At 70.0% G+C, this 13,167-nt stretch carries 14 protein-coding genes; 11 read left to right on the top strand and 3 right to left on the bottom strand.

Going from position 1 to position 13,167, the window contains the following annotated elements; genetic code table 11:
* Nucleotides 1–65 precede the first annotated feature (65 nt).
* Nucleotides 66–266, bottom strand: coding sequence for a DUF397 domain-containing protein (locus tag LE548_RS33350; RefSeq protein ID WP_225100750.1), 201 nt, complete (start codon nt 264–266; stop codon nt 66–68).
* Nucleotides 263–1,114: a helix-turn-helix transcriptional regulator gene (locus tag LE548_RS33345; protein WP_225100749.1), complete on the bottom strand. Its 852-nt coding sequence runs from the start codon at nt 1,112–1,114 to the stop codon at nt 263–265. The genes LE548_RS33350 and LE548_RS33345 overlap by 4 nt, the downstream gene beginning before the upstream one ends.
* Before the next feature lie 207 nt (nt 1,115–1,321).
* Between LE548_RS33345 and LE548_RS33340 the strand changes: the two genes are divergently transcribed.
* The 10 genes from LE548_RS33340 to LE548_RS33295 all read left to right on the top strand — a co-directional run bounded on the left by LE548_RS33340 (nt 1,322) and on the right by LE548_RS33295 (nt 11,000).
* The gene (locus LE548_RS33340) at nt 1,322–1,768 is read left to right on the top strand and encodes an ATP-binding protein (RefSeq protein ID WP_225100852.1); all 447 of its coding nucleotides are present in this window, start codon (nt 1,322–1,324) and stop codon (nt 1,766–1,768) included.
* A 525-nt stretch (nt 1,769–2,293) separates the two neighbouring features.
* Complete coding sequence (locus LE548_RS33335) at nt 2,294–3,208, top strand: AlpA family transcriptional regulator (protein ID WP_225100748.1); 915 nt, start codon at nt 2,294–2,296, stop codon at nt 3,206–3,208.
* Between the two features lie 80 nt (nt 3,209–3,288).
* A complete protein-coding gene (locus LE548_RS46175; RefSeq protein ID WP_225100747.1) occupies nt 3,289–5,502 on the top strand; it encodes an AAA family ATPase in 2,214 nt (737 codons plus the stop codon).
* Nucleotides 5,499–6,761 (top strand): McrC family protein, encoded by a 1,263-nt coding sequence (locus tag LE548_RS33325; protein ID WP_225100746.1) that lies wholly within the window; start codon nt 5,499–5,501, stop codon nt 6,759–6,761. The genes LE548_RS46175 and LE548_RS33325 overlap by 4 nt, the downstream gene beginning before the upstream one ends.
* Before the next feature lie 117 nt (nt 6,762–6,878).
* Nucleotides 6,879–8,021 (top strand): SEC-C domain-containing protein, encoded by a 1,143-nt coding sequence (locus tag LE548_RS33320; RefSeq protein ID WP_225100745.1) that lies wholly within the window; start codon nt 6,879–6,881, stop codon nt 8,019–8,021.
* Nucleotides 8,022–8,104: 83 nt separating this feature from the next.
* Entirely contained in the window at nt 8,105–8,389 is a 285-nt protein-coding gene (locus LE548_RS33315; RefSeq protein WP_225100744.1) for a type II toxin-antitoxin system Phd/YefM family antitoxin, read from the top strand.
* A gap of 5 nt (nt 8,390–8,394) precedes the next feature.
* Complete coding sequence (locus LE548_RS33310) at nt 8,395–8,781, top strand: PIN domain-containing protein (protein ID WP_225100851.1); 387 nt, start codon at nt 8,395–8,397, stop codon at nt 8,779–8,781.
* A gap of 167 nt (nt 8,782–8,948) precedes the next feature.
* Nucleotides 8,949–9,668, top strand: a complete 720-nt coding sequence (fabG, locus tag LE548_RS33305; protein ID WP_225100743.1) for a 3-oxoacyl-[acyl-carrier-protein] reductase — start codon at nt 8,949–8,951, stop codon at nt 9,666–9,668.
* Between the two features lie 5 nt (nt 9,669–9,673).
* Nucleotides 9,674–10,441, top strand: a complete 768-nt coding sequence (gene fabI, locus LE548_RS33300; protein ID WP_225100742.1) for an enoyl-ACP reductase FabI — start codon at nt 9,674–9,676, stop codon at nt 10,439–10,441.
* A gap of 208 nt (nt 10,442–10,649) precedes the next feature.
* Entirely contained in the window at nt 10,650–11,000 is a 351-nt protein-coding gene (locus LE548_RS33295; RefSeq protein WP_225100741.1) for a hypothetical protein, read from the top strand.
* Here the strand turns inward: LE548_RS33295 and LE548_RS33290 are convergent.
* A complete protein-coding gene (locus LE548_RS33290; RefSeq protein WP_225100740.1) occupies nt 10,978–11,670 on the bottom strand; it encodes a FadR/GntR family transcriptional regulator in 693 nt (230 codons plus the stop codon). The genes LE548_RS33295 and LE548_RS33290 overlap by 23 nt on opposite strands.
* A gap of 70 nt (nt 11,671–11,740) precedes the next feature.
* Here LE548_RS33290 and LE548_RS33285 point away from each other — a divergent pair, with 70 nt between their 5' ends.
* Nucleotides 11,741–13,153: a CynX/NimT family MFS transporter gene (locus LE548_RS33285; protein ID WP_225100739.1), complete on the top strand. Its 1,413-nt coding sequence runs from the start codon at nt 11,741–11,743 to the stop codon at nt 13,151–13,153.
* Nucleotides 13,154–13,167 lie beyond the last annotated feature (14 nt).

Genomic DNA, 13,167 nt, shown 5'->3' with positions numbered 1-13,167 from the left:
AGACCAGCGGGCGGGCACGGAACCAACTCCCGTGCCCGCCCGCGAACATCACGTACGAAGCGAACTCAGCCGTCCAGCGACGAGCCCGCCGCGAGCGCGGTGAACGCAGCCCAGGCGGTCGGCGCGACGACGAGGGGACGGATGCCCTTGTCCTTGGAGTCCCGGACGTGGACCGCCTCGGGGCGCATGGCGACCTCGACGCAGTTGTCGCCCTCACCCCCGCTGTAGCTGCTCTTGAACCAGTGCAGCTGATCAGTGGTGCTCATAGTGCTCCTCGCATCTGTTTCAGCAGGCTCACGGTAGCCCGGCAGTCCAGGGCCTGGGAACGCAGTTTGCCATAGCGCTGAAGGAGGACACTCAAGTCGTTCGGAGCTGTGATCAGGTTGCTCGATCGTTGCCCCTCTGTGTAGCCGATCCACTGGTGGGTTGGTGTCTCGGCGAGGTACATCTGCCCCTCGACGCCGCAGTGGTCTTCCTGCCGAAGCGGCATGACTTGGATCTCGATGTTGTGCTGTTGCCCCACCTGGAGGAGGTGATCGATGACTTCTTTGGCGACGGTGGATCCTCCAATGCACCTCTCCAGGATGCTCTGCTCGATGACGAAGCTGAAGGCGGTGTTCGGCCGCGATGCCAGTAACTCCTGCCGCTCCAGACGCGCGCATACCTGGCGCTCGATCTGCTCGTCCGAAAGCGGCGGCAGATTGCGCTCGAACACTGCCCTCGCATACCCCTCCGGCTGCAACAACCCCGGAACCGCCCGGCACTCATACGCATACAAGGAGATGGCCTCCTCCTCGATCCCCGCCCACTGCCGGAACCACGACGCCAGCCCCGCCCTCCTCGTCAGGCTCTTCGCCGCCGCCGTGAGGACCTTGAACGCGACCGGCCCCAGCACCTCCCTCGCCCGCGGGGGCAGATCCGCCGGCGGGAACCGCTTCCCCTGCTCGATCTTGGCGACGTACGCGGCCGAATACCGCACCCGCAGCGCGAACTCCTCCTGTGTCAGGCCCGCTTCCTCCCGTAGCGCCTTCAGGACGACGCCGAAGGTCTTGAGACTGTCGGAGAGTTCCGCTTCAGTGTTGTTCGTACCGCCTCCGCCATGGTCCGCCGTCATCGCCGAGCGCCTCCCGTGCTCACGTTTCCGCGTCTTACAAAACCCCGCCCAACCCACCCATGGTCACGTGGAGTTACCCACCCAGTCCAGAGTGTGCACTGATACAAGCGCGTCTGTATGGGCGTCGTACCTGTTGGCGGGACCAGCAGGAACGGAACGCTGACGTTCATGCCAGCGTCACCGGCCCAAGAGGCCGTAACCGTGAGTGTGTTCGCCCAACGTCTCTCCGCCACACGCCGAGGCGCCCGCCTTGCCCGCAGACTCGCCGTACACCGGCTCGACCTCTGGGGCGCGCCGTACGGCAGCCCCGCCTCTGACACCGTCGCTCTCGTAGTCGCCGAACTCGCCGCCAACGCAGTGCTCCACGGCCGCGTCCCCGGCCGCGACTTCGAGCTGCGCCTGCGCTACGACCGCGCTGCAAGCGTCGTACGCGTGGAGGTGTCCGACACGCACCCGCGTCGCCCCGAGCCCCCCGGACCGGCGTCCGAGACTCCCGCGGACGCCGACGGCGGCAGGGGACTGCTCCTCGTCGAGGCCGTCGCCACGCGCTGGGGTGTCGGCGCCCGGCCGGGACCGGGGAAGACCGTGTGGGCGGAGTGCGCGGTGCCGACGCCCCACCCGTCACACAAGTCATGCCCTGTTCAGGCTAGTTGACGATCATCTTCCGCAACGCCCCGTTGTGAGCGCCGAATTGCAGTTTCGGTCATTGTCAGTGGTGCCGGGTAGGCTTATCGGCCTGCCGGAGTTGACGGTCAGCTCATCGACGGGTGACGGCTTGTGGAGGCGTGCGTGGTCGGACGCGAGATCGCTGCGGCGGACCATTCGAGCAAGGAGGTCAGGGCGGTCCTCAAGCGGCTCGTCGACGAGGGGTGGGTGCTCCGGTCGGAGGCCCACTGGGGCACGCTCTACTGCCCGTGTGGGGACCACTGCACGGTGATCCGTGTGGGTGGCACGCCGAAGAACCCCGGCCAGGAGGCCCGCCGTATCAGCCGCAAGGCGAAGTGGTGTCCGCTGCCTCCGGGTGACCCTCGCGCAGCCCCCCGTGGTGGCGTTGTCAATTGACAACATTCACGGACTCGGCGAAGCTGGCAACAAGGGGGGCGTTCCCTGGATCGAAAGGCGCAGGCATACAACAGCCAGGAAGAGCGAACAGGCACACGCATGGGGGGCTGGGGCGTCATGGAGTACGAATTCCACTTCGTGGTGGACGGGATCGGCGTGGAGGATGACGAGACCGTCAAGATCGTCCACGACACCTTCGACGGCGTGCTGACCCGCCACCGGGGCCGGCACTTCCTGGACGTCTCCGAGAGCGGGGGCAGCGCCATCGACGCCGCCCACCGCATCGTCGTACGTCTGCGCACGTTCCTGCCCGACCTGCGGTTGCTGCGGACCGACCCCGACCTCGTCGGCATCTCCGACATCGCCGAGCGTGTCGACCGCACCCGGCAGAACGTCCAGCAGTGGGTGAACGGTGAGCGGCGGCAGGACAAGCTCCCCTTCCCGGACCCCGAAGGGATCGCCGGACGCTCCCCGGTATGGCGCTGGGGAGACGTCAACGCTTGGCTCGCGCAGTTCGGCGAGGGCGACGACGTGCACCCGCCCACCCGTGAAGAGGCCCTGACCATCGATTTCCTGCTACCCAAGTGGCAGCGCACCCTGGATGACGGCCTTCCTCTGGTGCACTTCGCCGCCGCCGAGACCGGGGACGGCCGGGACGAGGAGCGCGAGACCGTCCAACGGCTGCTGGAGGGCACTCTGGCCCTGCCCGGCGTCCTGGACCGGATCGCGGCGCTCCCCGTCCCGAGGACGGAGCAGCAACGGCTCACGGTCGTGTGCGCGGTTCTCCCCGACAAGCTGAGCAGCGTCGTGTCGCGCATCGGCCACGACGAGGTGTGGGCGGTCCTCGCCTATCAGGGCGCGGCAGGTGAGCTACATCTTCAGCCCGTCGGTACGGCGAAGGCGCCCGGCGCTGTGCCGGTCTCCAGCCTCGGCCTCGGTCGCGACGCCACCGTCGGTGACCTCCTCCTCGTGCAGACGAACGGTCCTGACGACACCCCGGTCACGCCGATGACCCCCGTTGGGCTGGACTGAGCCCGGGCTTGCGTACCCCGCAGCCGCGCTTCGTCCGGGACTGCGGTCTCCACCCTCGTACCCTGCGAAGAAGGGACGTCGTGCCCAGCATCACCACCGTCGTGGCCCAAGCCCTGCACACCGCCGCCACCGTCCTGCGAGAGGAAGCGCCCCAGGACGGCTTGGTCTTCAGGGAACTGTGGGAGAGGGTTCTCGCGAGGAACCCGCGACTGGAGGCGGACTGGGCGAGCGCGGTCGACGAGTCCCCGCAGGAGAACAAGACGCCCTTCAAGGACTATGTGAACCGGTCCGCGATCAACTTCGTCAGGGCCGGATGGCTCTACCGGGGCAACCGCCGCTGGCAGCTGACCGGTCTCGGCGCCGACGCCCTCGACGGCTGGCCGGACCCCGTCGACTTCTATGCGGAGGCGGGTCGGCGCTATCGGCGGTGGGAACGGCAGCAGCACCTCGTCACCGTCGCGGTCACCGCGCTGGAGAAGCTCCCTGACGAGGGACACTGGGTCGCTCTGAAGGAGTTGGCCTCCGCGTTCGACGTCGACCCCGGTGTCCTCGGTCCGGTACTGCGCGGCACACGCCCGCCGGGCTGGTATCTGGCGCTCGGGGAGGACGGGCAGGCAGGGGCGGGCCTGCCCATGTGGCCCTTCGAACGCGATCAGTGGCGCTCGCTGCTCGCCGAAGAAGGCCTGCTCGACGAGGGCCGGAGCAGCGTGGACACTGTCCGAGCCCTGCCCGACCAGCGGATGCCGGTGTGGGAGGCGCTGGCGGCGGCCACGCAGCCGCCCGGGGAAGCGGAGACGGATGACGAGGAGCTGCCCCGCCAGCTCTGGATCATCCGGGGGGTGGACGCGACCACCGGCGTTCCCCTCATTCGGGGACCGTGGCGCGACGACTCGGTTGTCACCCTCGACACGGGCTTCCAGCCCCCGACCCTGGCCGCCCGCGACCTGGAGAGCGTCCGCCGGGTGGTCGAGGCGGCGCTTCCCGCGACTGCACCGTCCCGCAGGGAGGCCGTCGCCCGCGAACTGGACGCTTTCCTCAACCGCATGCGCAAGGGCGACATTGTGCTGTCCACCGACGGCTTCGACACGTACGTCGGAGTCGTGGGCGGCCCGGCCACCCACGGCGCGGAGCGGCTGGAGCGCCCCGTCGACTGGCGCAACCTGAACAAGCCCCTGGACTTCTTCAAGGACCTGCCCTCCGGACTCTCCGGGGTGGTCCAGGACGCGGACTCCCAGGTCCTGGAGGCCACCGAGTACGCCGAGACCGTCCTCGCTCTGATCGGTGACATGCCGCGCACGGCCTCCCTCCCGACGGGCCCGGCCGTGCTGCCCGACGCCACCGCCGAGCTGGCCGAGGCACTGCACATGCCCGACGCGACCTGGCTCCAGGACTGCGTCGAACTCCTCCGCGCCACCCCGCAGCTGATCTTCCACGGGCCGCCCGGCACCGGTAAGACGTACATCGCACTCGCCCTCGCCAGGCATCTGGCCGGCGCCTCCAGCGCGACCAACGTTCGCCTGGTCCAGTTCCACCCCGCCTACGCCTACGAGGACTTCTTCGAGGGCATCCGCCCCCGCCTGGCGGGCAAGCAGGACGGCGACGAGGGCGGCGGGCTCGGCTACGACCTCGTCAAGGGACCGCTGCGCAAGCTCGCCGACGAGGCGGAAAGGCGCCCCGCCGAGGTCTTCGTCCTGGTCGTCGATGAGATCAACCGCGGCCATCTCGCCAAGATCTTCGGCGAGCTGTACTTCCTCCTGGAGTACCGCACCGAGCGCGTCCACCTCCTCTACGGCTCTGACGACGGCCGCGGCTTCCGTCTCCCGCCCAACCTGTACATCCTCGGCACCATGAACACTGTCGACCGCTCGGTGGCGTACATGGACGCGGCCATGCGCCGCCGCTTCTCCTTCGTCGAACTGCACCCCGATGTGCCCCCGGTGGACGGCGTCCTGGACACCTGGCTGCGCGGGCGGGCGGAGGAGCGGGGCGAGGACCCGGCCGCGTACGACGACTCTTACGTCCGCCTGTTCAGGGAGGTCAACCGCCTGCTCGCCGAGACCAGCCCCGGCGATCACTCCTTCCGCGTCGGCCCCTCCTACTTCATGCAGGACCTCGCTCACGCCGGCGACGGCGCCCTGGACCGCCTGTGGCGGACCCAGATCATCCCGCTCCTCACCGAGCACCACTGGGGCGACACCATAGACGTGGAGGCGGTCTACGGACTCGGCGTCCTGCGCGACCGGCTCGGCATCCAGCCGCCCTCGGGCGACGGCACCGGTTCCGCTGCCTCGTGAACGCGCGTCTCCTCCAGCAGTCCGCCCAGTGCCGGGACACCGCCCTCGCCATTCCGCTGAAGGAAGGCGACGGCTGGACCACCTGGGATCTCACTCCGGCCCAGGTCGACACCCTCGCGGCCCACGAGCGCCTCGTCCGGATGCACCCCGTGACGGCCACCCGCTGGCGGCTGAAGGCCAGAGACCGGGTCGGTGCGGTACGGCTCGGCTCAGGCGACGGAACCGTGCAGCTGACCATCACCCCGAAGGTCCCCGTCGACCGCCTCCTCCATCTCGTCGCGTACGCGCCGGACCGCGTCCACTTCGACCCCCGCCCCGTCACGGCCGAGGCGCGCCCCGATCTCCTCCCCGCCCTCGCCCACGCCTACGTCTCCGCCACCGAACGCGCCCTGCTGCACGGCGTGCTCCACGACTACCAGGAGACGTACGACACCCTGCCCTTCGTCCGCGGCCGCATCCGCCACGCCGACCAGCTCCGGCGCAGACCCGGCGTCCCCGTGCCCCTCGAAGTCGTCTACGACGACCACACCCCCGACATACCCGAGAACCGCATCCTCCTTGCCGCCGCACGCCGCCTCCTGCGCGTCCCGGGCCTCGACCCCGGAGCACGCGCCGGGCTGCAACGGCTCACCGCCCGCTTGGAGGGCGTACATCCCCTGCCGGTCGGCGCGCCGGTGCCCCGCTGGACACCCAACCGGCGCAACACCCGCTACGCGCATGCGCTCGTCCTCGCCGAACTCGTCCTGCGCGGAGGCTCGTACGAACTCGACGGCGAACGCGACATCGCGGTGGACGGCATGCTGGTCGTGATGTGGCGGCTGTTCGAGGCCTACCTCGCCCGTGCCGTCGGCGAAGCCCTGCGCCACCGCATCGGCGGCCGGCCGGAACCCCAGGACCGCACCTTCCATCTCGACACCGCGGGCAGGCACGTACTCAAGCCGGATCTCGTGCACTACCTGCCGTCACCCCACGACCGGGTGCTGCGCCAGGCCGTCGTCCTCGACGCCAAGTTCAAGACTGGCCCCGAGCGCGACGACCTGTACCAGATGACGGCGTACTGCGTCCGCCTCGGACTGGCCGAGGGGCATCTCGTGTACGCGTCGGGCAAGCCTGGAACGGTACAGGTGCCGATCGGTGGCAGCCTGCTGACGATCTGGCGGCACGTCATCGACCTCGCGCGCCCCTGGCGGGCTCTGGCGGCGGACATCGAGTCACTCGCGGAGACCATCGACGACGCACGTTCCGCACGGACAGTGTGATGAGGGAGCGTGCAGGGTAGCGGTGTCCTGACCGGAACGGTCCGTGGGACCACCCATGTTGATGATCGCGGGTGGTTTCCCTTCGGCTTCAATAGCGGCCGCACTACGGTGAGTTCCATGTCCCGCAAGAGCCATACGACCGGCAGGAACAAGAAGACACGCAAGGCCGGGCGGATCCCCGCCCCCCGCGAGGCGGACCCCGATCCCACTCCCGCTCAGCAGGCCGAGGAGTACGAACGCCTGGTGACGCGCTACCCGGAGGACCGTGAGGAACTGCTTCTGGAGGCTGCCGACGCCTGGCGCGCCGCCGGTGAGTACGACAGGGCGCTGGCCCTGTACGACCGGCTGCTCCGCCCTGAGGACGGAGGCTGCGAAGAACCGGACTTGGTGGACGCCTTCCGGATCAACGCACTGTGGGACGCCGGACGCGAGGAGCAGGCCCGCGAGGCGGCCGCCGCCTTCCGCAGGCGGCATCCCCGGCACGCGGGCGCGTGGAATTTCGTCGGCGAGGCGTTCGAGGAGCACGACGACAACGCGGCGGCGGCCGAGTGGTACACGGCCGGTGTCACGCACGTCCTGGGTGCCGGAATCCAGGTCATGACGGAGGCGGTCGAGGCCTCCCCGGACCGCTTCGACCTGGAGATGCTCGTCATCGCCCGCCACCGGGCACGGCGCCTGCTCGGGGCCCCGCACGACGACTGGGACGACGCTGCCGACGAGCTCCACATGCGACGCCAGTCGGGCCTGGTCGACGATCCTCGCCCACTGGACGAGGCACACGACCCGATCCGCCTCAAGCGGATACGGGAACATGGCCCCAGCCCCCTGGAAGCCGAGATCGAGGAACTCGCCGCCGCGCTGGAAGAGGACCGGGCCGCGCGCACCGGAACCCTGAAGACCTGCGTCCTGTTCTGGCCGCCGGAGGAGTTCGCAAAGCTCATCCAGCGCTGGCCGAGGGCCATGGACGGGTACGGCGACGACCATGCCGGCCACCTGCGGCAGGTCGAACGCACCCTGCGGGAGCTGTCGGAGCAGGGCGCTGTGCACCTCGCGGTCGCCCGCGCCACGCTCAGCGGGCTGGAGGCCCACGTGGAGGACGGCGGAGGATCCCCCGACGGTTCGGACACCCGCTCGTCCTACGCTGCCGAGCTCGCCCGCAGGGGCGAGGCGGCAGACTGGCCTCCTCCCCGCAACGGACCCTGCTGGTGCGGTTCGGAGCGCAAGTACAAGAAGTGCTGCGGAAACCCTGCGTACCAGTGAACGCCGAGGCGCTGCACTCACGGCGACGTAGGTACACTTCAGGAGTTGTAGGCACAATGCCGGTGGCAGTGAGGGAGCCCGCAATGAGCGCCATCTCCGTCCGCGAGTTCTCGTACAACCCCAGCGCCGTCTTCGCCCGCGTCGAAAAGGGCGAGGCGGTTCAGGTCACGCGCCACGGCAAGGTCATCGCGATACTGCTACCGGGTTCAGGGCCGGTCGCCCGCTACTCCGACCTGGTCGCCCAGGGCAAGATCCGCCTCAAGGCGGCCACCACCTCCGATCTCGACGGCCTGCCGAGGTACGAACTTCCTGAGGGCGCCCCCGACCCGGTCGAGCTCCTCCTGGCCGAGCGGGAGGACGAGCGTTGATCTACATGGACTCCTCCGCCCTGCTGACGTTGCTGACGGGGCGAGCGGGCGCCACCGGGCTTCGGCTCTTCCTTGCCGAGAAGCCCGGTCTGCCCATGGCTACCAGCACAGTCGGCTTGGTGGAGACGGTGCGGCAGCTCGACAAGGTTGGCTCCTTTCCCCACGCCTTGGCCGACCTGGACCGTATGGTCACCGAAATTCTTCTCACCGAGGAGGTCCGGGATCTGGCGACCAGAGTGCCGTCGGCCCTCCGATCGCTCGATGCCATCCACGTGGCGAGCGCGCTGGCCATCGGCGACGCCCTCGACTGTCTGGTCACCTACGACAAGCGGATGCTCGATGCGGCACGCGAGGTCGGCCTGACTGCTCATGCGCCGGGTGCGGGGGACTGACGGGACGGCCGACTGTAGAAACCCGACAGTGCCGCACCTCAGCCACTGTCGGTGCCCGATTGCCCGGGCACGCGGCGCTACCGATAGGTTTCCGATGAAGCCGCCTGCCGTCGACGTGTTCGGGCGGGTAGCACGACGCTTCAGACCGCTATCGAAAGGGTGATCCGTTGAGCCGCTCGGTTCTCGTCACCGGAGGAAACCGGGGCATCGGCCTCGCCATCGCCCGCGCGTTCGCCGATGCCGGTGACAAGGTCGCGATCACGTACCGCTCGGGTGAGCCGCCGGCCGCCCTGACGGAATTGGGCTGCCTGGCCGTGAGGTGCGACATCACCGACCCGGAGCAGGTGGAGCAGGCCTACAAGGAGATCGAGGACCAGCACGGTCCGGTCGAGGTCCTCGTCGCCAACGCCGGCGTGACCAAGGACCAGCTTCTGATGCGCATGTCCGAGGAGGACTTCACCTCGGTCATCGACACCAACCTCACCGGCACCTTCCGGGTCGTCAAGCGCGCCAACCGTGGCATGCTGCGCGCCAAGAAGGGCCGCGTCGTCCTGATCTCGTCCGTGGTCGGTCTGTTGGGCTCGGCGGGGCAGGCGAACTACGCCGCCTCCAAGGCCGCCCTGGTCGGCTTCGCGCGCTCCCTCGCCCGTGAGCTGGGCTCGCGCAACATCACCTTCAACGTCGTCGCGCCCGGCTTCGTCGACACCGACATGACCAAGGTGCTCAGCGACGAGCAGCGCAAGAACATCGTGTCTCAGGTGCCGCTCGGCCGTTACGCGCAGCCCGACGAGATTGCCGCGACGGTGCGGTTCCTCGCCTCGGACGACGCCTCGTACATCACTGGAGCCGTCATCCCCGTTGACGGCGGACTGGGAATGGGTCACTGATCACCATGAGCGGAATCCTTGAGGGCAAGCGCATCCTGATCACCGGTGTGCTGATGGAGTCCTCCATCGCCTTCCACGCTGCCAAGCTGGCCCAGGAGCAGGGCGCGGAGATCATCCTGACGGCGTTCCCGCGGCCCACGCTGACCGAGCGCATCGCCAAGAAGCTGCCGAAGCCCACCAAGGTCATCGAGCTGGACGTCACCAACGACGAGCACCTCGGCCGGCTGGCCGACATCGTCGGCGAGGAGCTGGGCGGCCTGGACGGCGTCGTGCACTCCATCGGCTTCGCGCCGCAGGACGCGCTCGGCGGCAACTTCCTCAACACCCCGTTCGAGTCCGTCGCCACCGCCATGCACGTCTCGGCGTACTCCCTGAAGTCGCTGACCATGGCCTGCCTGCCGCTGATGCAGAACGGCGGCTCGGTCGTCGGACTCACCTTCGACGCGCAGTACGCGTGGCCGCAGTACGACTGGATGGGCCCGGCCAAGGCCGCGCTGGAGGCCACCAGCCGCTACATCGCCCGTGACCTGGGTAAGCAGAACATCCGCTGCAACCTCATCTCCGCGGGCCCGATCGGCTCCATGGCCGCCAAGTCCATCCCGGGCTTCACGGAGCTGGCCGCCGTCTGGGACACCCGCTCCCCGCTGGAGTGGGACCTGAAGGACCCGGAGCCGGCCGGCCGCGGCATCGTCGCCCTGCTGAGCGACTGGTTCCCGAAGACCACCGGCGAGATCATTCACGTCGACGGCGGCCTGCACGCGATCGGCGCGTGACGCTGCCGCCGAGGCACGATCGCCGGCCGAGGCCCGCACCCCTTCAGGGGCTGCGGGCCTCGGCCGTATCGGGGGCCGTATCGGGGGCCGTATCGGCGACGTCACCCGTTCGGCCCACCCGCCGGGCGGGCACCCGGCTCAACGGCGCACTCTTGATTACGCGTTCACCTCACGTGATCCTCCCCAGCCCGGCCGAGGAGGTCCCCTTGTGCGCCTGTCCAGAAGCCTGGCCCCGGTGACCGTGGCCGTGGCCCTCCTGCTCTCCGCTCCGTACGCCGCGCCGGCCCGCGCGCGCGTGGACGACGGAAAGCCGCCCGCGCCCAGCCCCTTCGGCGCCGCCTGCCGGACGGCGGTGCACGGCTCCCATGTGGTGGCCTACTGCCACAACCCCTATGTCGACACCGACCGCGTACGTCTGCACATCAAGTGCGCCCACTGGTGGGACATCGACACCGACAGCGCGCCGGTGGACGCCGCGCCCGCCCTGACCGTACGGCTCACGGGCCGGTGCTGGAAGGAGGTCCACTCGGCCTGGATCAGCCACCAGAAGGTGCGCTGAACCGGCCCGGACGGCACAGGAAGGGATAGCTCGCCGCCTCGGCCGCCGCCGCCTTCGCGTCCCCGGTGCGGATCGCGTCCAGCAGCCGGGTGTGATCCATGTGTGTCTCCGGGGTCAGCTCCGCCCCGACGTCCGCGCGCAGCCAGTCCCGCAGCACCTCGCCCAGGTCGGCGTACATCGCCGTCATGACGTCGTTGTGAGAGGCGGCCACGACGGCCAGGTGGAAGGTGGCGTCCGCCGCCACGAACGCCTCCGCGTCGCCCGTCTCCCAGGCCTCCTCACGCCGCTCCAGGAGCGCGTCCAGCTGCTTGAGGTCCTTCTCGGTGCGCCGCTCGGCGGCCAGCTTCGCCGCGGCCGACTCCAGCGCGGCGCGCAGCTCGGCGATGTGCCGCGGGTCGGCGCCGGCGAACCGGCGGTGCATCACGCCGGCCAGCTCGCTCGTCGCCACCACATACGTGCCGGAGCCCTGCCGGATGTCCAGCAGACCGTTGTGCGCGAGCGCGCGGACGGCCTCGCGGACCGTGTTGCGGGCGACGCCGAGCTGCTCGACCAGCTCCGGCTCCGTCGGGATGCGCGAGCCGACCGGCCACTCGCCGGAGGTGATCTGGTTGCGCAGTTCGGCGATGACCTGCTCGGACAGCGCCGAACGACGCGGGTGGCTCAGGGGCATGGCACACCTTCGCACGACAGGCCCGGGTCGGCATGTCCCGGGGATGGACAACCAATCATCCCATGATTCTATGATGTGTTTCATGGCTAGTGAGGAAACCCGGACCACGGACACCCGTACGGCGATGTCATCCCCCGGACACCGGGATCTGGGACACCGGGATCCCGGACGCCGGGACGCCGCCGCGGCGAGCACCGCCGAGACGACCCCTGGTGCGACCTCCGATGCGATACCCGGCGCAGACCGCACGCGCGCGTGGGCGACCCGCCTGGTCGTCGTCGGCATCGTGCTGTCCGCACTGAACCTCCGCCCGGCCATCACCAGCCTCGGCGCCCTCCTGGAGGAGGTCCGCGAGGGGCTCGGCATGAGCGGCAGCGTGGCCGGTCTGCTCACCTCCGTGCCCCCGCTCTGCTTCGCCGTCTTCGGCGTCACCGCCCCCCGCCTGGCCCGCCGCTTCGGCCCGGCCGCCGTGGTGTGCGCCGGCATGGCCGCCATCACCGCGGGCCTGCTGATACGGCCGTACGCCGGGAGTACGGCCGGCTTCCTGGCCGCCAGCGCACTCGCCCTCATGGGCATCGCGGTCAGCAACGTGCTCATGCCGGTCATCGTGAAGCGCTGGTTCCCCGACCGTGTCGGCTCCATGACCGGCCTGTACTCGATGGCCCTCGCCATGGGTACCTCCCTGGCCGCCGCGGTCACCGTGCCGCTGACCGACGCCCTGGGCGGCGGCTGGCGGCCCGGCCTCGCCGTGTGGGCCGCCCTCGCGGCTGCCGCCGTCCTGTCCTGGCTGCCGCTCGTCCGCGACCGTGGCACCGCCCCCACGCACATCCAGCCCCGGCCCCAGCCGGGGCGTGCGGCGGAGGCGGCCGAGGCGGCCGGGGACCGGTCCGCGCCCCTGCGCATCACCCGCAGCCGCACCGCCTGGGCGCTCGCCGTCTTCTTCGGACTTCAGGCCACCGCCGCCTACGTCACCATGGGCTGGATGGCGCAGATCTTCCGGGACGCCGGTGTCCCGGCCGGCACCGCGGGCGTGCTGCTCGCCGTCACCATGGTGATGGGCGTGCCGCTGGCCTTCGTCATTCCGCGCGTCGCCACCCGGCTGCCCCAGCAGGGGCCGATCGTGCTGGTCCTCGGCGTGTGCGGGCTCGCCGGTTACGCCGGTCTCTACGTCGCGCCGGCCGCCGGCGCCTGGGCCTGGGCGGTGCTGCTCGGCGTCTCCAACTGCGCCTTCCCGCTGGCCCTGACCATGGTCGGCATGCGTGCGCGCAGCGGTGCGGGCGTCGCCCAGCTGTCCGCGTTCGCGCAGAGCACCGGCTACCTCATCTCCATCCCCGGCCCGCTGCTGGTCGGTGTGCTCTACCAGCAGAGCGGCGGCTGGGGACTGCCGATCGCCCTCATGGCGGGCCTGATGGTGCCGCAGATCCTGGTCGGCTTCCTGGCGGGCCGCAACCGCACCGTGGAGGACGAGGCGACGGCGCACTGAGGGGGCCCCGGCGG

The organism is Streptomyces sp. CoH27, from assembly GCF_020181035.1.
GTDB classification, from domain to species: domain Bacteria; phylum Actinomycetota; class Actinomycetes; order Streptomycetales; family Streptomycetaceae; genus Streptomyces; species Streptomyces camelliae.
Note: the sequence above shows the minus strand (reverse complement) of the source record. Positions and strands in the feature narration are given on the sequence as shown.